This window comes from Microbacterium sp. (assembly GCF_029263575.1).
In the GTDB taxonomy this organism is placed as follows: Bacteria; Actinomycetota; Actinomycetes; order Actinomycetales; family Microbacteriaceae; genus Microbacterium.
Window position 1 is genome coordinate 37,283 of record NZ_JAJUFV010000002.1, and the last position, 19,853, is coordinate 57,135.

The 19,853-nt window shown below is 64.1% G+C and carries 10 protein-coding genes, 1 tRNA gene and 1 pseudogene; 1 reads left to right on the plus strand and 11 read right to left on the minus strand.

Annotation, left to right across the window (positions count from 1 at the left end):
- The 7 genes from Q1J95_RS00365 to Q1J95_RS00395 all read right to left on the minus strand — a co-directional run bounded on the left by Q1J95_RS00365 (position 1) and on the right by Q1J95_RS00395 (position 15,273).
- Positions 1 to 1,242, minus strand: coding sequence for an ACP S-malonyltransferase (locus Q1J95_RS00365; RefSeq protein ID WP_300264894.1), 1,242 nt, complete (start codon positions 1,240 to 1,242; stop codon positions 1 to 3).
- Entirely contained in the window at positions 1,239 to 11,123 is a 9,885-nt protein-coding gene (locus Q1J95_RS00370; protein ID WP_300264897.1) for a non-ribosomal peptide synthetase/type I polyketide synthase, read from the minus strand. Before Q1J95_RS00370 ends, Q1J95_RS00365 begins: the two co-directional genes overlap by 4 nt.
- Positions 11,120 to 12,304, minus strand: coding sequence for an acyl-CoA dehydrogenase family protein (locus tag Q1J95_RS00375; protein ID WP_300264900.1), 1,185 nt, complete (start codon positions 12,302 to 12,304; stop codon positions 11,120 to 11,122). Before Q1J95_RS00375 ends, Q1J95_RS00370 begins: the two co-directional genes overlap by 4 nt.
- Positions 12,288 to 12,572 carry a phosphopantetheine-binding protein gene (locus Q1J95_RS00380; RefSeq protein WP_300264903.1) on the minus strand — a complete coding sequence of 95 codons (285 nt, stop codon included), beginning with the start codon at positions 12,570 to 12,572 and terminating at the stop codon, positions 12,288 to 12,290. Before Q1J95_RS00380 ends, Q1J95_RS00375 begins: the two co-directional genes overlap by 17 nt.
- Positions 12,562 to 13,617 carry an HAD family hydrolase gene (locus Q1J95_RS00385; protein ID WP_206527857.1) on the minus strand — a complete coding sequence of 352 codons (1,056 nt, stop codon included), beginning with the start codon at positions 13,615 to 13,617 and terminating at the stop codon, positions 12,562 to 12,564. The genes Q1J95_RS00380 and Q1J95_RS00385 overlap by 11 nt, the downstream gene beginning before the upstream one ends.
- Positions 13,614 to 14,510 (minus strand): 3-hydroxyacyl-CoA dehydrogenase family protein, encoded by an 897-nt coding sequence (locus Q1J95_RS00390; RefSeq protein WP_300264913.1) that lies wholly within the window; start codon positions 14,508 to 14,510, stop codon positions 13,614 to 13,616. The genes Q1J95_RS00385 and Q1J95_RS00390 overlap by 4 nt, the downstream gene beginning before the upstream one ends.
- 103 nt (positions 14,511 to 14,613) lie before the next feature.
- The gene (locus Q1J95_RS00395) at positions 14,614 to 15,273 is read right to left on the minus strand and encodes a response regulator transcription factor (RefSeq protein WP_300264915.1); all 660 of its coding nucleotides are present in this window, start codon (positions 15,271 to 15,273) and stop codon (positions 14,614 to 14,616) included.
- 229 nt (positions 15,274 to 15,502) lie between these two features.
- Between Q1J95_RS00395 and Q1J95_RS00400 the strand changes: the two genes are divergently transcribed.
- The gene (locus Q1J95_RS00400) at positions 15,503 to 16,651 is read left to right on the plus strand and encodes a histidine kinase (RefSeq protein ID WP_300264918.1); all 1,149 of its coding nucleotides are present in this window, start codon (positions 15,503 to 15,505) and stop codon (positions 16,649 to 16,651) included.
- A gap of 45 nt (positions 16,652 to 16,696) precedes the next feature.
- Here the strand turns inward: Q1J95_RS00400 and Q1J95_RS00405 are convergent.
- From Q1J95_RS00405 to Q1J95_RS00420, 4 genes and pseudogenes are all read right to left on the minus strand, one after another.
- A tRNA-Asn gene (locus Q1J95_RS00405) sits at positions 16,697 to 16,771 on the minus strand.
- Positions 16,772 to 16,866: 95 nt separating this feature from the next.
- Positions 16,867 to 17,643, minus strand: a complete 777-nt coding sequence (locus Q1J95_RS00410) for an ATP-binding cassette domain-containing protein (protein WP_300264921.1) — start codon at positions 17,641 to 17,643, stop codon at positions 16,867 to 16,869.
- A gap of 36 nt (positions 17,644 to 17,679) precedes the next feature.
- Entirely contained in the window at positions 17,680 to 19,539 is a 1,860-nt protein-coding gene (gene dnaG, locus Q1J95_RS00415; protein ID WP_300264924.1) for a DNA primase, read from the minus strand.
- Positions 19,539 to 19,853: pseudogene (locus Q1J95_RS00420) on the minus strand (deoxyguanosinetriphosphate triphosphohydrolase); the annotation flags it as partial. The pseudogene Q1J95_RS00420 and the gene dnaG, both read right to left, overlap by 1 nt.

The window sequence follows — 19,853 nt, forward strand, 5'->3', positions numbered from 1 at the left end:
TCATCCCACCAGCTCGCGTGCTGCGCCCGAACGACGCAGAATCTCGTCCAGGCGTTCGTTCCGTTCGGATGCCGGCACCTGCTTGACGGTCATGATGTCGGAGAGCAGACGCAGGGCCTCGCGCATTTCAGCCTCGCTACGCACCGGCGCAACCCCGTGCTCATCAACACCCTGATTGAGGGCAACGAGCCGCTGGTAGGGCTCAACGACACCGCGGGTGAACTCAGCGTCATCGAAGTTTCTGTTTCGGGTTGACGCCACAGCTCCCAGGCAGAGCCCGATGATCCCGGGCGTGCGGCGCGCGATCTCACGCGCGTCGAAAGCAGCATCGACGGCGGCCTCGTCGTCGTAGAGATTGGCCGTCGACGAACCAGAGACGATGTCGGTGATCATCCGGGTAAGCACGGGCTTCGGTCCGATTTCAACCCACACGCTGACGTCGGCGCGCGCGATAGAGCGCACGGCCTTCTCCCACAGCACGGGCGCCGTGAGCTGGCGTGCGAGTGCATCGCGGATCTGATCCGCAGTCTCGACGCGGTCGCCCGTGACTGTGCTCCAGACGTCCAGGCGCGGGCCGCGCAGTTCGATCTCGGCGACGACGGCCGCATACTGCTCTCGTGCGCTCTCCATGAACGAGCTGTGGAATCCGCCGGCGACGTTCAGCGGTACGCATCGTCCGTTCATACCCTCGACGACGTTCGCCAGCTCCGCGAGGCCCGATGGTGCGCCAGAGACGACGGTCTGCCGAGCGGTGTTAAAGTTCGATACCTCAACGCTGTGCCCGGCCTCGCGCAGGCGCTGCACCGTATCGGTCACCTGATCCGGAGTGAGATCGAGCACGGCCGACATTCCGGACGGTGTCTCGGCAGCCGCGGCGGCCATGGCCTCTCCCCTGGCTTTCACCAACCGCACCGCATCCACAAACGAAAGCGCGTCTGCAGCGACGAGGGCCGTGATCTCTCCGAGGCTGTGTCCGATCACGACCAGGCCGTCGTTACCGCGACGTTCGGTGAGCACCTCGAACATCGCGTACTCGAGTACGAGCAGCGCCACCTGAGCCCGGTCAGTTCGGGTCAGCTCATCGGCCGCGCCTTCGAAGGTCAACTCTTCCAACGAGTATCCGAGCACCTCCGAGGCCTGCAGATAACGCTGCCTGACGCTCTCATGCTCGTCGTACCAGTGTTTGCCCATCCCGATGAACTGGGCGCCCTGACCGGTGAAGGCGATCGCGATCTGGCTCATTTTGACTCCTCTTGTGGGTCGGCAGACGGGACAGTAGACGAGACGCGCTCGTCTGGGTCGTGGGTCATCGTCGGTGCGGCCGAGGCGGTGATCAGGTTCAGCAGTTCGACGACGCCATCCAATAGGTCGTTCATCGCCGCTTCCGACATGCGAGGGGCGTAGTGCACCTCAACGCTTTCTTGGGTGAGCTCGTCAATGACCACGGCGACATCGACGTGCGAGACGAGATCGCGTCGAGATGTGTTCGTCAGGGCGAGCGCAACCTCGTCGCGTCTGCTTTTCGCCGGGGTGAAAGCGTCGAGCTCGTGCGCCGGAGCGGCGACAGACCGGGCGATCACGTCATCGAGGTCGGCGCATCCGTCCAGGTCGAACGTCATCACGCGCGCTGTCTCTGCTGAGGCCGGGATGAGCAGAGGCACAAGCGCCCGTTCGCTCAGCCGTCCTGCCGTGACCGCCAACGCCGCCTGCAACACCTCGCGCACCGAGCGATCCGATCGGGTTGCGACGTCGGCGAGGGCGGAGGTCACTGCCAGATCCAGCGAGCGGCTGAGCCGCCCGCCCGCTGACGTCAGGTCGCGCCAGTTCGTGGCGCGCAGCGCGTGCCCTGCTGAGGCGGGAGCGAGCAGTTCGCCCAATCGTGTGCGAAGCCGATCGAACGTGGGGTTGGCGAAGACGTCGGCGACATCGACAGACACATCGAACGCAGCGTTGACCTTCTCGATCAGAATGACAAGGCTGAAGGAGTTTCCGCCCACGTCGAAGAAGCTGTCATGAACCCCGAACTCGACCTCGCCGAGCACCTCATGCCACGCCGACAGCAGCGCTGTCGTCACATCGACTGTCTTCGGGGCTTCATCGCTCGCGGATGCCGCTGATGACCGAGGCAAGGCCCGAAGCGCAGGTCGGTCGACCTTTCCGCTCGTCGTCATCGGAATCTCGGCCAGCACCTCAACAGAGGCTGGCACCATGTACGACGGAAGCCGCTCGGCTAGCGCTGCGCGAATGTGCGCTGCTTCCCAGTGCGCGCCCGTCTCACACCGTACGAAGCCGCGCAGCAGCATGTTTCCCGGTGACTCTTCGGTCACTGTTGTGGCGGCTTCGGCAATTCCCGGAAGCTGTGCCAGAACACGATCGATCTCTTCGAGCTCGACACGGTAGCCACGCAGTTTCACCTGGCTGTCCTGCCGTCCTCGGTGGCGGAGCTCGCCATCGATCCATACCGCACGATCACCCGTGCGGTAGATGATGTCGTCTCCGAAGGGGTTGGCTGCGAAGACAGTGCTGTTGAGATCGTCGCGGCCGAGATAACCGGGCGACACGCCGTCGCCGCCGATCCACAGGTCGCCCTCGACGCCATCCGGCACGAGAGACAGCTGAGCGTCCAGGACGTACAGCGTCGTGTTGGCCAGAGGCGTGCCCAACGAAACGGGTGCCTCGGGCTCGATTCGACGCACCGATGACCAGATGCAGGTCTCCGTCGGTCCATAGGCGTTGAAGACCTCGAGACCCTCGAATGCCGCCAGCTTCTCCCGGAGATCGTCTGGGAAGGCCTCTCCGCCGATGATCAGCGTGGTGATCTGACTCAGCGCCTGCTGGAAGGCACCGATGTCAGCTGCGAGCATACGTAGCCGCGTGGGCGTCATCTGCAGGATCTGCACCTCAGCCTCAGCCACCAGCCGGGCAATCGCGGATGGTGTGGTCGGTTCCTTCGGGTCGGGGAACGCCACCGCTCCGCCGCGAACCAGCGTCACCAGCGTCTCCAGCAGATGGATGTCGAAGGAGGGCGTCGTCAAACACGCAACAGCGCTGCCCTCACTCCAATCGACCGCTTCAGGGAACGCGGTGAGGAAGTTCCCGAGAGCGCGATCTGTCTGCACGACGCCCTTCGGCATGCCCGTGGATCCCGAGGTGAAGATCACGTAGGCGACATCCGCTCTCCCGCGTTCGGCGACCTCACGGCTTTGAGCATCGCCGCCTGCCACCTGGTCGATGCTGACGCCGAGGCCGCCCAAAGCCTCCGATTTCGCAAGCTCTGCTGTGGTCAGTACGAGTACGGCCGCTGACGTCTCGAGGATTGATTGCAGTCGCAGCGCGGGGGTGCTGACATCGATCGGCAGCCATGCGGCACCCGCCAGGTGGACGCCGATTGTCGCTGCCAGCAGTTCTGAGCCGCCCGGCAGGCTGATTCCGACGACTTCTCCGGACTCGATGCCGCGGGCACGCAAGTGAGCGGCAAAGTCGTGCGCACGAGCCCAGAGCTCGGCGTAGGTCGTCTCGCCCTCGGCCGAGCGCACAGCGATGCGTTCGGGCCAGGAGGTGAATGACTCAGCGAGGAGCTCGATCGGCAGACGCACCGGCTTGGCGGGGCCGGTGCCCGCCGTGATGATGGTCTCCCGCTGAGTGCCGACGATGTCCAGCGTTGCCACCGTAGTTCGCGGATCGGCGAGCAACGAGGTTGCGAGTGCGACGAACTGCTCACCCAGTCGCTCTGCGTTCGCACGCCCGACCGGGTCGGAGAAGGTCACATCACCTAGGACGATCCCCTCAACCTCGGTGAGTTCAAGGGCGAGAGCGAACATCGCCCACGGTGATTCAACGGGAATGAGTTGCGTACGCGCCTGCCCGATCTGCTCGGGGATGCCACCGGCACGGTTCAGCGTGAACATCACATCGAACAGCGGATTGCGCCCGAACTGGCCGTGCACACCGAGGTCGGCAACGAGATTGTCGTATGAGTATGCAGAGTGCTCCAGCGAATCGATCGTGGCCTTCTGGGTACGACGGATCACCTCGAGCGCTGACTCATCCGACCCCACACCGACCCGCAGCGGGACGGTCTGCGCGAACATTCCCATTGTGTGCTCGTATGCGCCGTTGCGCTCATCGACTGGGATGCCGATGCATACGTCGTCAACCTGGCAGACGCGGGCCAGCAGCATGATCCACATTCCGGCGTACAGCGATGACAGGGTGACACGGTGCTCACCAGCGAGCTTCTTCAGGCTCGCTGCGAGATCCTCTGGGATCGTGAAGGTGACATGTCCGCCGCGGAAGTCCGAGATATCTGGCATCGGCTTCGCCAGCGGCAGTTCAAGCGCCGGAGGCAGAGCCTCAAAGGCCGACAGCCACCAGCCACGGTCATCGGCGTACGTCGGAGCTACCTTCTTCTGTTCGACGACAAAGCTCTCATAGGAGGCATCCGGCCCGATGATGCGCCCGGTGTCGACGTGATGCGCGATGTCAGCGAAGAGAATCTGCATCGACGTACCGTCGGCGATCGCATGGTGCATGCTGATCAGCAGCCGGTGCACACCCTGCTGGTCGATCACGTGGGCATATCGCCAGAGAGGAGCAACCGCGAGGTCGAAGGGTGCTGTCAGCTCGCGGACGACACCTTCGAGACTTGTGTCGGCCTCAACACGGAGGTCGACGTGCACTCCCGTCACGGTTGCCGAGGCATCGACGTGTGCTTCGACGTCTGCGCCATCGACGCGATAGCTCGTGCGCAGCGCCGGGTGCGCCGTCACCGCCGCATGTAGCGCGGCTGTGAGCGCATCGACGTCTGGCGCCGTATCGAACTTCAGCCCGCTGACAACCTGGTACGCCTCGTTACCGCCTTTCAGCTGTGAGAGGACGAAGACGCGCTTCTCCTGTGTGGAGATCGCCCGCGCTCCCTCCGCATCGGCGTCTGCGTGCACTGCAGCTGCGACTGTCGCCGAGCGACGACCGGTTCGCTGAAAACTGAATCCTCCTGAGCGAAGGGCGTCGATGCTTGCCTTGAGCGCCGCGAGGATGTGATCGGCGTGCTGGGGGGTGTGCTCCATGGAGAAGAAGCCGATGTGCTTTTCCCACACGAAGATGCCGTGCTCGAGGAGCAGTTTGAAGTACAGGTTGGTCTCGTATCCGAGCATCGCCATGTCGACCGCCGGCAGCGTTTCATAGCGGTAAACCGAGGCGAACTGCAGCACGCGCAGTGGCACATGCTCCGACTCGAAAAGCGCGTTCGCGCGACGTGCGAAGTCGGCTGTCAGGTCATTCAGACGCGTCAAAGCCTCCTCGCCGCCGTCACGCAAGCGCTGCAGCACCGCGCGGCACGCGACCATCGTCAACGGATGCTTGCAGAATGTGCCGGCGAAGAACGTCGTCGGTGTCGCTGGCTTCGAGTCGTCGTCTGTGTTGAACGAGCCACCGTCAACCGCATCGAGATACCGTGCGTCACCGGCGATAATCCCGATCGGCATACCGCCACCGAGCAGCTTTCCATACAGCGCGATATCGGCGCGGACGCCGAAGTACGATTGCGCACCACCGAGCTCGACGCGGAATCCGACGACGATCTCATCGAAGATCAGCGCGATCCCGTGCCGCGTGCACACTTCACGCAGCTTCTTCAAGAATGCTTCCGGCTGCAGAGCGAGGTTACGTGTCTGAACCGGCTCGACAAGAACCGCCGCGAGGTTCTCGGCGTTCTCTTCGATCCGGCGCAGCGCCTCATCGCTTCCGTAGGTGAGCACAGTGGTGTCATCGATCGCGCTCTGCGGAATGCCAATCGACATCGGCATGCTTTCGTCGCCGTCCGCTTCAGCGAGTACACCGTCGTATGCGCCGTGGAATGAAGTCGTGAAGCGCACGATGCCGTCACGCCCTGAGACAGCCCGTGCAAGACGCACAGCAACCATGACAGCCTCGGTGCCGGTGTTGCAGAAGGCGACGCGTTCGGCACCTGTCATGCCTGCGATGAGCTCGGCGACCTCGCCGACGACGGCGTTCTGTGGGCCGAGGTCGTAGCCTTTCTCTAGCTGGGCACTGATCGCATCGACCACGAAGTCGGGGCTGTGTCCGAAGAAATGAACGCCGTACCCCATGGTCGTGTCAAGGTACTCATTGCCGTCGACGTCCCAGAAATAGGCGCCCTGTGAACGCTCAGAGACGACCGGATACACCGTCTCTTTCAGGCTCGGATTAAAGTTCAGCGAGGCGATCCAGTCGGCCAAGTGGCCGCGGTGTCGCTCGGCGTATGCTTTCGATTTCGCTGTGCGTGCCACATAGCGTCGCACGAAGCCACGCACGAATCGCTCCTGCTCGGCGCTGAGGCCGTCATCGTGCAGGGAGATGTTGTTCGAGTGCGATCCCGTGCGGCGCACAGTCGGCACTCCCGATGGGCTAATCCTGCAGGCGACAGCAGAGCCCGGCTGGGCGGGCAGAATTGTCGGCTCGGGTGCGGTGAGAGTCTGCGGGCTTGGCGCTGTGACCGGTGCGAGAGAAGCGGTCAGCGCGGCCTGCTGTTCGGCCGCTTCGATGCCGACGCTCTGCCCGCCGAGCACCGCAAGCTGCTGCTGCATGAGTGCAAGTTGGCGCTCGATGACTGCGTGGGTGCTTTCTGTGGGCGCGGAAAGCGGTGCGATGCTCGCCTGCGCGGGAGCTGCGGTCGGCAGATTCGGAACGAGTGCTGCATTGGATTCGCCAGCGGCCGTACCCGGCGCGCGGCCTGCGGATGCGGCGGTGCTCGGCGTCTCCTCGACCTGAGCCGGCTCAACCTGAGCTGGCTCCGTCTGAACCGCGGGAACCGTGTGCGCCGATACATGTTCGGCGATCAGCCCGAGCGTGTGCAGTGATTCGGAATACTCGCGTACGGCGACGGCGAGCCCGAACTGCCGCTCGAGGCGGTTCGAGAGTTGAACGAGCATCAGCGAGTCCACTCCGAGCCCGAACAGCTCGCTGTCCGCCGTCAACCCGGTGGCGCCGGTGATCTGCTCGAGCGCGCCGATGACGTAGCTGAGCACCTGGGCGTGGTGCTCTGGGGATTCCTGTGCTGTCTCCATGTGCTCATTCCTTAGGTCGCGGTACCAGACCCGCTGGCGGCTGAAGGGGCGTGGGGTTCGGTCGTGCAGTCGGTTTCCCCGGGCGACGGGGAGACGAGACAGGCGCACATCGGCGCCGAGTTCCCAGAGGCGACCGGCCGTCTGCACGAGCTGCTCGGCATCCGGCCGCTCGGCCCGAAGGCTCGTGAGAACCTCGGAACCGGCGCTCTGCTGAGCGATGAGGCCGCCCACAGTCGCCGTCGAGCCGATCTCGAGGAACAGGTCGTAGCCGGCGGTTCCGGCGGCGGCCAGCGCCGCTTCGAATTGCACCGGTTCGGCTAGGTGACGTGCCCAGTAGTGCGAATCAATCCCCTCGATCTGCTCGCCCGTGACGGTCGAGAACCAGGCGGCCGTGGGCTGGCTGAATGTCGCGCTCTGCAGCGCCGTACCGAGCGCGGTAGCCTCGCGTGCCATGAGCGGCGAGTGAAAAGCGCGCGGGACGTCGAGCCTCTCCACAAAAATGCGCTCAGATCGTGCCTTCTTGCGCAGCGCCGAGACGGCCTCGACTGTGCCTGACACGGTGGTGTTCTCCGGCCCGTTGACAGCGGCGATGCTGATGTCGTTGATGTCTTCGATCAGCGTTCGCACGTGCTGTGCCGGTGCGAGCAGGGTCGCCATCGCTTCATCAGCAACTCCCGTGCCGACGGCGCGTCCCCGCTCGACGACAGCGTGCACGCCCTGCTGCCAAGTCATCGCCCCGGCTGCGACTGCCGCAGCGTACTCGCCGATGCTGTGGCCGATCACGGCATCCGCCACGATGCCCAGATCGCGCCAAAGTTCGACGAGTGCAACCTGCACGGAGAAGATCGATGCTTGCGTCAGCAGCTGATCGCTGAACACGGCTTCATCATCGCCGAGAATCGCAGTGCGCACTGCCAGATTCGCGGCGTTGTCGAATTCGTCGGCCAGTTCGTCGATGCGTGCGCGGAAAGCCGGCGCATGCTCGTACAGGTGGGCTCCCATGCCGAGGTACTGCGTCCCCTGACCGGAGAACACAAAGACCACTCCGCGAGTTCGAACCGATGTCGGGGCATCGTCGTCTAGCGATACGGCGACGAGTTCACGGTTATCGCTGTCATCGATTGTCATCAGCGCGCGTCGATAGCCCAGGGCCCGGCGGGTTGACCACGTGGCGGCGATGTCGGCGACATGGTCGCCGTGCGATCGCCACTCGGCGACCTGGGCGGCTGACTCTTCGAGTGCGTCCGCGTCGTTGGCTGACAACCCGATCAGCACGGGTAGCCCACTTACCTCGCGCACCGCACGCTGCGTTCGCGGTGCCTGCTCGACGACCAGGTGTGCGTTGGTGCCGCTGATTCCGAACGAGCTGATCCCGGCTCGCCGCGGAGAGCCATCCGTGTTCCACGGTTGACCGTGCGCCGAGACCCGCATGGGAATGCTGTCCCAGGAGATGAGCGGATTGGGCTCGGAGAAGTGCAGAATCCCCGGGATCGTGGCGTGATCCATCGACGCGATCACCTTGCACAGTCCGGCCATGCCAGCCGCCGCCTCCAGGTGACCCAGGTGCGATTTGATGCTGCCGACCGAAAGTGGCTGCTGACGATCGCGGAATACGCGTGCGAGGGCATTGACCTCTTGCGGGTCGCCGATCGGAGTTCCCGAACCGTGCGCCTCGATGTACGAGACGTCGTCAATGCCGAGCCCGCCCTGAGCGAGAGCTCCGAGAATGACCTGGGCCTGTGCTTGCCCGCTGGGCACAGTGAAACCACCGTCGCCACCGTTGTGGTTGACCGATGAGCCGCGCAGCACGGCGATGATCTCGTCGCCGTCGCGTTGTGCGTCAGACAGTCGTTTGAGTGTCACCATGGCAGCGCCCTCGCTGCGGATGTAACCATCGGCACCGGCGTCGAAGCTGCGGCAACGCCCGCTCGGCGCCAACGCCTGAAGCGCTGAGAACGACACATGCCACTCCGGGCTGAGGATCAGGTTGACGGCGCCCGCCACCGCCACGTCGCAGTCTCCCTGGCGCAGTGCATTCGCGCCCAGGTGAATCGCGTGGATGGACGAGGCGCATGCGGCGTCAACCGCGATGCTCGGGCCGGTGAAACCAAACGTGTGATTGACCCGACCGGCGGCCACGTTGCTCAACACGCCCAGCACGGAGTATGCACCGGGTGCGTGCCCGAGATTGCGGCCGACCTGGCTGTAGTCATCGGGCATGATCCCGACGAACGCGCCGACGCGGCTCTCGCGGCCAATGCGGAACGGGTCGTACCCGGCGTCTTCTATCGCTTCCCACGTGAGCTCGAGAAGCAGGCGCTGCTGCGGGTCGATGACCTCGGCTTCCTTCGGCGAGATACCGAAGAACAGCGGATCGAATTGATCAATATCGCTGAGATAGCCACCATCGGTCGTTGTGATCTCGGACAGGTCCAGGTCGCTATGTTCCCAGCGCCCGGCGGGAACGGGCGTGACGACGTCGATCCCTTCGTCAAGGATCTTCCACAGGGCGCTTCGCGTCCGGATGCCACCGGGCAGGCGCATACCCATACCGATGATGGCAATCGGCTCGGCAAAATCTGTCGCACTTTCGCTGCGTACGGATGTCGCCGCGGCCGGGGCTGGCGCTTCATCCGGCGTCCGGCGTCGAGCGATTTCTGCCACAATGTGCTCGACAGTCTGAAAATCGAGCACGAAAGTGCTTTCGAGTTCGACACCGGTGCGCTGCTGCAGAAGTTCTGCCAATTCCACGAGTTCGATCGATGTCAAACCCAGGTCGAACAGACTCGTCGTATCGGCGTTCGTGCCGGCCGCGGCCGCGAGCACGGCAGGCGTGTCCGCACGCGTGCCGTCGAGCAGAGCAGTGACCCGGGCTGTGAGCGCTGCGAGCAGGTCGCTCTCATTGCCGGGATCGGACGCTTTGACCGCCGCCTGCGCCGCGGGAGCCACGGTTGCCGCAGTGATGTGAGGCAGGGCAACCGCGAGCGCGGCCCAGTCGACATCGACACCGTTAGCGAACGCGAAGGCAGCGGAACGCGCGAAACGTGCGGCATCTTGCTGATCACGGCGAAGGCTCGGTACGGCGATGGCATCGACGTCGATGGCAGCGAACGTCTGCGAGAGCGCTTTTCCGAGTCCGGCGTGCGGCTCAAGGTCGATGAATGCGTCAAAGCCGTCGGCGCAGGCTGCTGTGACGGCAGCGGCGAGATCGAACGGCTCGCGCAGCAGGTCGTACCAGTGTTCAGCCCCGAGGCCAACGGTATCGAGGAGTCCGCCGCGCAGGCTCGAGTAGAACGGCAGCCGCGACGGGCCCAGCTCGCACGTTCCGAGTAGTTCGAGGATGCGGTCACGCTCGGGTTCCACCGCGGGCGAGTGTGCGGCGAAATCGACCGAGATGTTCTGGGCGTAGCCACCGCCGTCGCGTGTCGCGCGCATAACGGCTGCGACTTCGTGCTCTTCACCCGAGATCACGGTGGATGTCGGCGAGAGGCGAGCCGCGATCGACACGGACGACAGCGAGGTGATGTGGGGTTCGACATCTTCGGCCGAGCGGCCGAGAACAGCCATGACGCCTGCCCCGGCAATGGGCTTCTGCCCACGTGCCCACGCTACGGTTACTCGTGCGACCTCATCCAACGACATAGCGCCGCAGAAGCCCGCCGCCGCGATCTCGCCGATGCTGTAACCGATAACGGCCTCGGGCTCGACACCTGCTGCACGCCACAGTTCAGCGAGCGAGAGCATGATCGACACGATGACGGGTTCGAGCACGTCGAGATCAGTGAGCGGGGGCGCTGACGGGACCTGGTGGATGACATCCCAGACCGACCAGCCGGTGACAGCCTGAAACGCAGCATCGCACTCACGCATGCGAGCGGCAAACACCGGCGATTGCTCGCACAGCCCAGCGCTCATCCCGTCGAAGACCACTCCCTGACCGGGAAAGAGAAAGACGGCGCGACGCCGATGTGCCCCAGATGCATGGAAGAGGTCCGCGGGCTGCTCCCCCGCCGCGAAAGCTGCGAGGGTCTCGGCGGTGATGATCTGTGACTCGCTCATGCGATCTTCCCGAGGTTGTTCCTGGACGACGTGAAGCCAGCCAGGGCATGTTCTGCGATGATGAGCTGCTGAAGCTGAGTAGTCCCCTCGATGACCTCGAGAATCTTCGACTCGCGAAGAAGTCGCTCGGCCGGATGGCCCTCCCAGCAGCCGTTCGCACCCAGCACCTGCGCGGCGTCGGCAGTGACGCGCGTCGCGGCGCGGGCAGCGAACTGCTTCGCAACGTTGGTGTCAATAACGGCGCTGCCCGCCCGCGCTTCAACCGATCGCGCCGCCGCGACGGCCAGTTCACGCGCAGCCGCTGCATCGACGAAGGCATCCGCAATGAGAGCGCGCACGAGCTGATGGGAGCCAATGACTGCGCCAAACTGCTCACGTTGCGACGCGTACTCCGACATCACATCCAGCGCCTCCTGGATGAGCGCGACACCACCCCACGCGACGCTGAATCTCCCGAACTGCAAGGCTGTGTTTGCGATGAAGGCAAAGCCAGCACCCTCGGCACCAAGCCGATTCGCCGCGGGCACCGGAACATCGTCGAACCAGATGTCGGCGATCGCACTCGCGCGACTGCCGATCATCCCGTCGATACCGCGCGTCGTCACCCCGCCGAAGTCACGCTCGACGAGAAAGGCACAGGGTCCAGCCTCACCCGTGGCGATGACCAAGAAACAGTCTGCGATCCCGCCGAACGAGATCCAGCGTTTGCGGCCCGACAGGCGGTAGCCATCGGCAGTGCGGGTGTAGGTCGTTCGCACGGCGCTGGCGTCCGATCCGACTTCCGGCTCCGACAGTGCAAAGCAGGCCAGCATCCGGCCGGCAGCCAGCTCGGGAAGGTAGCGCACTTTCTGTTCGCGACTCCCTCGCCGCTGAATCGTCTGGCCGACCAGCGACGAATGCACAGTCATGAGCGTCCTCGTCGACGCGCAGGCACGGCCGATGATCTCCGTGATCTCGCCGTACTCGTGCGCGGAGCATCCGGCTCCGCCCCACTCGGTGCCGATCGGCGCACCCAGCAGCCCGAGACCGGCCATCTCATCGATCACATCGCGCGGCAGCCAGCCCTGGCGATCAAAGAAAGCGGCGTTAGGTCGCAGCGTCTCGTCGGCGAAGCGCTGTGCACGCTCAGCGATGGGCGTCACGGGCGCGGTAAGCACCTGCGGCTCATGCAGCGTGGTCATCACGCAACCTCGTCACGAGCGCGGTAAGACGTGCGACGCTGCTGAAGTTCGCCAGCGTGATCTCATCATCAGGAATTTCAACGCTGAACTCTTCCTCGACGAAGTCCAGAAGCTGCATGGCGAACAGCGACGTGACGAAACCAAGTTCAAAGATGTTGTCGTCATCAGTGAGAGCCTGCGCTGACGGTGAGCTCATTCCGCTGGTCATGTAGTCGCGGATCGATGTGGCGACGTGGCTGCTGTCGGTGCTGATCTGGTCAATGCTCATCTGTGGTCACCTTGATGTAGTCGGGGTATGTGGGCAGCTCGTCGCCATCCCACTCGAATGTCTCGAGGTCGGAATCGGTCTGCTGCACAAACCCGGCGAAGCGATACGTGAGCAGCATCTGACGGTTTCGGTCCGTCCGGCGGAAGTCCGCGTGCAGCGCGACCTCATGCGCCGCTGCTCGCCGAATAAGAAAGTTCAGCAACACCGTGCCAGCACCCGTCGAGAGCGTGCGGCATGACATCAACAGCAGCTTGATGGTCCAGGTGCTCGATGTCCGATGTACCAGCGCGAGGCCGATCTTGCCGTACGAGCCGTAACGGTCATCGAGCTCACACACCCACACGTCATGTTCATCACTCTCAAGCAGCTGTTCGAGATCTGCGCGCGAGTAGTGGATTCCCGTCGAGTTGAGCTGATTCGTGCGGAATGTGAGCTCTTCGGCCCTGTCGAGGTCGTCTGCTGTGGCGTGCGCGATGTCGAACGTGAGATCCAAGGTGCGCAGAAAATCATCGTGCGGCCCGGCGTGGGTCTCTTCGTCCTGCGTGCGCTGACGGTTAGCGACATACATCGAGCGACGACGTCGGGCATCTTCTGTCACGACCTCTGGACTCAGCCGAGGCATCGCCAACAACACGCTGAGGTCTGCCGAGTCGACGGTCTCGACGCTCGGGTGCGCGAACGCCACCTCGTCGCGCTCCATCGCGCGATCGTCGACGAACACAAGGGTGTCGATCCCGATGCTGAGAAGCTCGCTGAGCCGCTTTACCGATGCCGACTTGGGGCCCCAGTTGATCTGCGGCTCCAGAAAGTACTCGTCGAGACTGAACGCGACCACCTGCGCCCAAGCGTCGTCATGGTTGTTCTTGCTTGCGATCGACTGCAGGATTCCGCGCTCATCGAGGGCCATGACGATCTCGCGCACGCCGTCGCGCAGCACAAGGTCATCGCCAGCGGAAAGGGTTCCCGTCCACAGGGTGTCGTCCAGGTCCCAGACGACGCATTTGGCGACGGCTGAGACGGCAGGAAGCGTCATCGAATTCGTCATGCGGAAGCCACCCTCGTAGTCGTCTTACTGCTGTAGTCGTAAAAACCGCGGCCAGATTTGCGTCCGAGATACCCCGCGTCGACGAGTCGGCGCAGATAGGGCGAGCACCGAAACTTCGTGTCTTTGAACTCGGCGAACAGAACATCAAGCGAGTTCACGACGGTGTCGAGTCCGATCAGATCGGCCGTTTCCAGCGGTCCCATCCGGTGCCCATAGCCATCGCGGAAGATGCTGTCGATGCGCCCGGGCTCTGCGACCCCCTCGCTCACGAGCATCGCCGCCTCGTTCATGAGCAGGTGCGACAGCCGGTTCGACACGAACCCGGGACTGTCACTGACAAACAGCGCGTTCTTTCCGAGCGAGGTAAGAAACGCAGCGGCCTGCTCTTCTGTGTCGACCGAGGTCTGTACGGCTGGAATAACTTCGACCGCGTCAATCGAGGCGACCGGGTTCATGAAGTGCATCCCGATCACGCGTGTCGGGTCTGTAGCGCGGGCTGCCAGACGTGTGATGGGCACGCAACTCGTGTTTACGGCGATGACCGCGTCCGGCCGAACGATGTCGCTCAGGGCGTCGGCGAGGGCGATCTTCGCATCCTCGTTCTCGACGATGCAGTCGATGATCCAGTCGGCGTCGCGCACCGCCTCGACTTCATCAGGCACACGGATGCGGCCGATGAGATCAGCCTGCGGGACACCTGATTCGCCAGCGAGCATGCGCTGCCGGCGAAGCTGTCGTTTGAACTCGTGCGGCAGCGCTGCGCGCCGGACGGGGTCTTTCTCAAAGGCGATGACCTCGTGTCCTGAGGAAGCCAATAGGAGTGCGATCCCCAGCCCCATCTCGCCGATGCCGATGACGGCGACGTGGGTGCTGGCGGAGAGTTCGTGCTGCATGTCTCTGACTCTGACGCAGGCGTCCAGTCGTCAACATCCTCCCCAAGGAGAAGAACTCGCCGTACTTTCGGACGACTTGGCCGCGCCCGATCAGACAGCCACGTCAGCTGAGGAGCACGAGCCCAGCACGCGCAGCGCGGATCAAGATCTGCACGCGGTCGCGCGCACCCCACTTCACCATGATGCTGCGTAGATGCGTCTTCACGGTGCTCTCAGAAACGTGGAGCGCGCGCGCAATCTCTCCGTTCGAGCGCCCTAGGGCCAACTGGTCGAGGACGTCACGCTCACGGTCAGAGAGAATTTGTTCCGGTGACAGTTCGACGTGAGAGACCGGCTGCGCATCCTGGATCGTTTCGATCAGGCGTCCCGTGACAGCCGGAGACAATGCACCTTCGCCCGCGTGCACGCGACGAACGGCGGCGATGATGTCTTCCGGTTCCGAGTCTTTCAGCAGATAACCGGACGCACCGGCCCTGATCATGGGAACCACGACATCGGCGGTTCCGAACGTCGTGATGGCGAGCACACCCGTATCGGGCAGCTCAGCTCGAATAGCTGTCGCGGCCTCGATACCACCCATTCGCGGCATATGAAGATCGAGCATCACGACGTCAGGCTTGGTCGCACGAGCAACTTCGAGCCCTTCGACCCCGTCGGCGGCCTCGCCCACGAGCGTGATGTCCTCTACGGTACGGAAGAAAGTGGCTAATGAACGTCGTACAAGTTTGTCGTCATCGACGACAACCACACTGATCTCCCGCATATTTTCAGCTTATCAATCGCTCCTTCATTCGCATGAGGTAGTTCTACCCAAAAGTACGGTGGTGGCACGCCTCCGATTCCCTGCATGATGAAAGTGCTTACCCTCCGCATCTACAGAAAGGCCCGACATGTCGTCGCTTCTCCTTGCTGTCATCATCCCCGCCGCCGGACCATGGGCTGAGTTCTGCCGCTTCATTCGTGTCTGCTCCTGATCGGCGATACTGGACCGTATGAGCCACATTCGGTCCGCGATCGTGCGGTTCGGTGAGATCCTCCGACTCGATTCCGCCCCACCGCTCAACAGGGCCGAAGGCGTCACGTCTGTTCTGACACTGTTCGCCGTGCTGGTGGTCGGTGGCGTCATGATCAGCTCTGACCCTGATGTCACCCTCACTCAGGCCGTCTTCGACCGCCTCCTCACGGTCCTCTTTCTCACGTTCTTCTTCTCCCCGACGCTGGCGATCGCATTGTTCGCCGTGGCCATGGCGGCCTCTTTCCCTCTCGATGTGTCGGGGGAGGCTTTTTCTGCACTCGCGATTGCGACGGGGGCCGTCACCCGTTTGGGGTCGCCTCTGCTGATGATGATGTTCTCCGCCCTGCTCATGGTGTCGGCGGCAGGCGTCACGCTCAATCAGAGCTCTGCCGACCCTCCCATGGTCGCGCTTGGGTTACTGATTGCGGCCGCGGCTGGATCGTTCGGGCTTATCCTGCGCACAGTGCGCAGCCGCGAGCATATGTTCAGCATCCATCTGGAGACACAGGCGGCGGCGTTTCGCGACGCTCGCCGTGAAGAGCGTCTGATGCTCGCAGATGAATTGCATGACGTCATTGCGCATGACCTGACAGCAATCGCCATGCAGGCGCGGGTCATGGATCATGAAACCGACCCGGTTCTCAGAGCACAGACGCAGCAGGAGATCGGAGACTCCGCCCGCCGCGCACTGCACGATCTGCGCAGGCTCATCGCACGTGAAGAGATGGAACAGCCGTCGACGCGCGCAGACGGGTTGCAGGACACCGTGGAGTCGACGGCTCTGGCACTGCGGACAGCCGGACACCGCGTGCAGACCGACATCTGTTTCGAGCACCCGCTCCCCCGGCTCATCGACGTGACGCTATCGCGCGTGCTCCGAGAGAGCACGACCAATGTCATGAAACACTCCGACCCAGGGTGCGTCTCCATCCGTGTCGTCGCCGACTCGGAGGCCATCAGCCTGGAGATTCGCAATACACTGGGGCGCCCGATCTCACGAGACATTCCCTCGGGTGGATACGGAATGGTTCGGCTGAACGAACGGGTCACCCTCATGGGAGGCCAGTTCTCGTCGCAGGCGCATGAGAAGGAGTGGGTAGCCACGGCCACGATTCCGCTCATATGAAGGAAGGCGCCGATCTCGATTCTCCGAGATCGGCGCCTTCTTACTTGGCTCCCCGAGTTGGATTCGAACCAACAACCTGCCGGTTAACAGCCGGCTGCTCTGCCGTTGAGCTATCGGGGATTACATGATGCCGCGCAGGCAACTCCACAATCCTAGCAAACTCCCGCAGGTGGTCGTGACATCGACCAGAGCCGTCGGGCGTGTCGTCGGCTGGCTCAGACGACACCGGAATCCGCTTCGGCATTGGGCACCCACAGAAGGTCTTTGCCCACCCCGCGCGCGACCACATGACCGGAGCGAAGCATCAACGTCTCAGCGTTGAGCTCGCGGATGAATGCGGCATCATTCGTGACCAGCAAGGCGCCCATGCCCTCGTCCTTGCGGCGTCGGGTGATCGCGTCGAAGACGACCGGGCGCACCTCCAGGTCAAGGTTCGCGAGCGGTTCGTCGGCGATGAGCACTCTCGGCTGCAGCACGAACGCGCGAGCGATCGCCACGCGCTGACGCATCCCCGCGCTGAGTTCATAGGGAAACTTCGCGGCGGTACCCAAGGGCAGATGCATCTCGTCCAACAACGTCGCGACCCGAATCGAGAGCGCCTTCGTGTTCACCCGCTTCTCACGGATCAGGATCGGCTCGGCGATCACTTCCTGCACGGTGAGAGTGGGCGGAAGATCCGCACCGGCACCCTGCGGGATGAAGCCGGTGAGATACGTGAGCTCGCGGTGTCGTCGGCCCGGCTTTCGCACGTTGACACCGCAGACCTCGGCCCGACCGCCGACGATTCGCACGGACGGGTCAGTGGATCCGGCAAGAGCTGCCACGAGGGTCGACTTACCCGAACCGGTGGGGCCTGCGACACAGATCAGCTCCCCCGGAGAGAGCTCGAACGTCACTCCGTCGACGGCGCGAGTCGGTGCGCTGTGTCCGATGCGATCGATCACCAGGTCAGAACAGTCGATCGCGTGCGGCGAGGGGGACTTTCGAGACATATCCCCCATCATCTCCCGCCCGGCGCGCTGAGGCTGTTACGACTCGGCGAAGCGCTGACGCTCGACGTCGATGTCGCGCAGGCGCATCCGCAACGCACGTCCACCATCCGATTCTGCGGGCACGCGCTGCACGGCGCCCAGCAGTTCGTTCTTCTCATGCTCGAGGTGGCGCACGATCATCCGGCGTGTCAGATCAGCCGTCGACGCGACGGCACCTTCTTCGTCCTTCGCGGGGAAGGGAGCCATCAGCAGCTCCCCCGCCAGCGACCGGTAGGGCTCGCGCACGGCATTGACGGCATCCATCGCCCAGCCCGCCTTCGTGCGATCAGAGACAGCCGCGACCGCCTCACGAATCGTCTCCAGAGCCGGGTGGCGAAACGGCGCCTCCAGCGCCCGGGTGAGCATCTCCTGGTCGACCTGATGGCCGTACTGCAGCGCGCCCATCAGCACGCCGCGCTCCATCGCGACCTCTGCCGAGCGTGGCAGACTCGCCAGCGTTACCGGGGCCAGGCCCGGCGATTCCGCCTCGGCGTTCGGCGCCGCCGCCGGCTCCTGCCGAGCGGGGGTGGTTCGTGCCCCGCGTGCGGCCCGTTTCACCTCGGCGCTGACCTCTGTCGGGTTCATCCCCAGCCGACGCGCGAGCACGCGCTCGTAGCCCGGTCGTAGCAGCTGATCGCGGATCTCTGCCACGATCGGGGCGGCGGCGCGCAGCGCGCCAACCTGGCCCTCGACCGTGGCGAGGTCGAAGCCGCTGAGCTTGCGGTCGATCGCGAACTCGAACATGGGCACCTTGGTGTCCATCAGAGCTCGGACCGCCGCATCGCCGCGTTGCAATCGCAGGTCGCACGGGTCGAGCCCATCGGGTGCCACGGCGACGAAGGTCTGTGCGTTGAACCGATCGTCTTCGGTGAAGGCGCGCAGCGCCGCTTTCTGCCCGGCCTCGTCACCGTCGAAGGTGAACACGACCTCGCCCGCGCCGGAGTCATCCCCCATCACCCGGCGCAGAACCTTGATGTGCTCGGCGCCGAATGCCGTGCCGCAGGTCGCGATCGCCGTCGTCACTCCCGCGAGATGGCAGGCCATGACGTCGGTGTACCCCTCGACGACCACCACACGCCGCGGATCACCGCGCGAGATATCACGCTTGGCGAGGTCGAGCCCGTAGAGCACCTGCGCCTTCTTGTAGATGTTGGTCTCGGGGGTATTCAGATACTTCGGGCCCTGATCGTCCTCGTAGAGCTTTCGTGCGCCGAAGCCGATGGTCTGGCCGGTGACGTCGCGGATAGGCCAGATCAACCTGCCACGAAAACGGTCGTATACGCCGCGTTGTCCCTGAGAGACGAGACCCGCGCCCAGCAGTTCCTCCCGGGTGAAGCCCTGCGCCGTGAGGGCCTTCATCATGTTCTCCCACCCGCGCGGTGCATAGCCGACGCCGAAATGGGCCGCTGCCCCGGCGTCGAAGCCACGCTCGCCGAGGAACCGGCGTGCGGTCTCGGCCTCGGGTGTCAGAAGCTGGGCGCGGAAGTACTCCACGGCGGCGCTGTTGGCCGCATAGAGCCTGCTGCGGCCGCTGTTCTCGGGCGCAGCCCCACCGTCTTCGTAGTGCAGGGTGTAGCCGATGCGACCGGCCAGACGCTCCACCGCCTCCGTGAAGCTGACATGGTCCATCGCCCGCAGGAACGAATAGACGTCGCCGGACTCCCCGCATCCGAAGCAGTGGTAGAAACCCACCTGCGGGCGGACGTGAAAGCTCGGACTCTTCTCGTCGTGAAAGGGACACAGCCCCTTGAGAGAGCCAACACCAGCAGACTTCAGCGCCACGCGTTCGGCGATGATGTCACCGATATTCGTGCGAGATTTGACCTCGTCGACGTCTGACTGCCGGATTCTGGGCATCAGCGGGCTCCTTCGGAGACCGTCTCGGCGACGGCGTGCACCCGCGGTGCGCGGCGAGCATGGCGCGGACTCCAGATCCCCACCTCCGCCGGATCGACGTCACCGACCAGTCGACCGTGCCAGTCGAGCGCTGTCTGATCCGTCAGACTCGCGACCTGATCGACCACCACGCGGGCGCGCTCGGCATCCGATGCGGCGTCGAGGAAGTCTGCCGCGAACGCCGGCTCGAGCACGTCAGCACCCGACACCCACAGCGCATCCGTCGACCACAGGGCATCCGCCAGACGCTTGAGCACGCGACGCTGCTCTTTGTA

What these genes read in the sequence shown, in the direction of transcription:
- Q1J95_RS00365 (WP_300264894.1), bottom strand. Translation starts at nt 1,242, where the DNA reads ATGAGCCAGATCGCGATCGCCTTCACCGGTCAGGGCGCCCAGTTCATC.
- Q1J95_RS00370 (WP_300264897.1), bottom strand. Translation starts at nt 11,123, where the DNA reads ATGAGCGAGTCACAGATCATCACCGCCGAGACCCTCGCAGCTTTCGCG.
- Q1J95_RS00375 (WP_300264900.1), bottom strand. Translation starts at nt 12,304, where the DNA reads ATGACCACGCTGCATGAGCCGCAGGTGCTTACCGCGCCCGTGACGCCC.
- Q1J95_RS00380 (WP_300264903.1), bottom strand. Translation starts at nt 12,572, where the DNA reads ATGAGCATTGACCAGATCAGCACCGACAGCAGCCACGTCGCCACATCG.
- Q1J95_RS00385 (WP_206527857.1), bottom strand. Translation starts at nt 13,617, where the DNA reads ATGACGAATTCGATGACGCTTCCTGCCGTCTCAGCCGTCGCCAAATGC.
- Q1J95_RS00390 (WP_300264913.1), bottom strand. Translation starts at nt 14,510, where the DNA reads ATGCAGCACGAACTCTCCGCCAGCACCCACGTCGCCGTCATCGGCATC.
- Q1J95_RS00395 (WP_300264915.1), bottom strand. Translation starts at nt 15,273, where the DNA reads ATGCGGGAGATCAGTGTGGTTGTCGTCGATGACGACAAACTTGTACGA.
- Q1J95_RS00400 (WP_300264918.1), top strand. Translation starts at nt 15,503, where the DNA reads ATGAGCCACATTCGGTCCGCGATCGTGCGGTTCGGTGAGATCCTCCGA.
- Q1J95_RS00410 (WP_300264921.1), bottom strand. Translation starts at nt 17,643, where the DNA reads ATGTCTCGAAAGTCCCCCTCGCCGCACGCGATCGACTGTTCTGACCTG.
- dnaG (WP_300264924.1), bottom strand. Translation starts at nt 19,539, where the DNA reads ATGCCCAGAATCCGGCAGTCAGACGTCGACGAGGTCAAATCTCGCACG.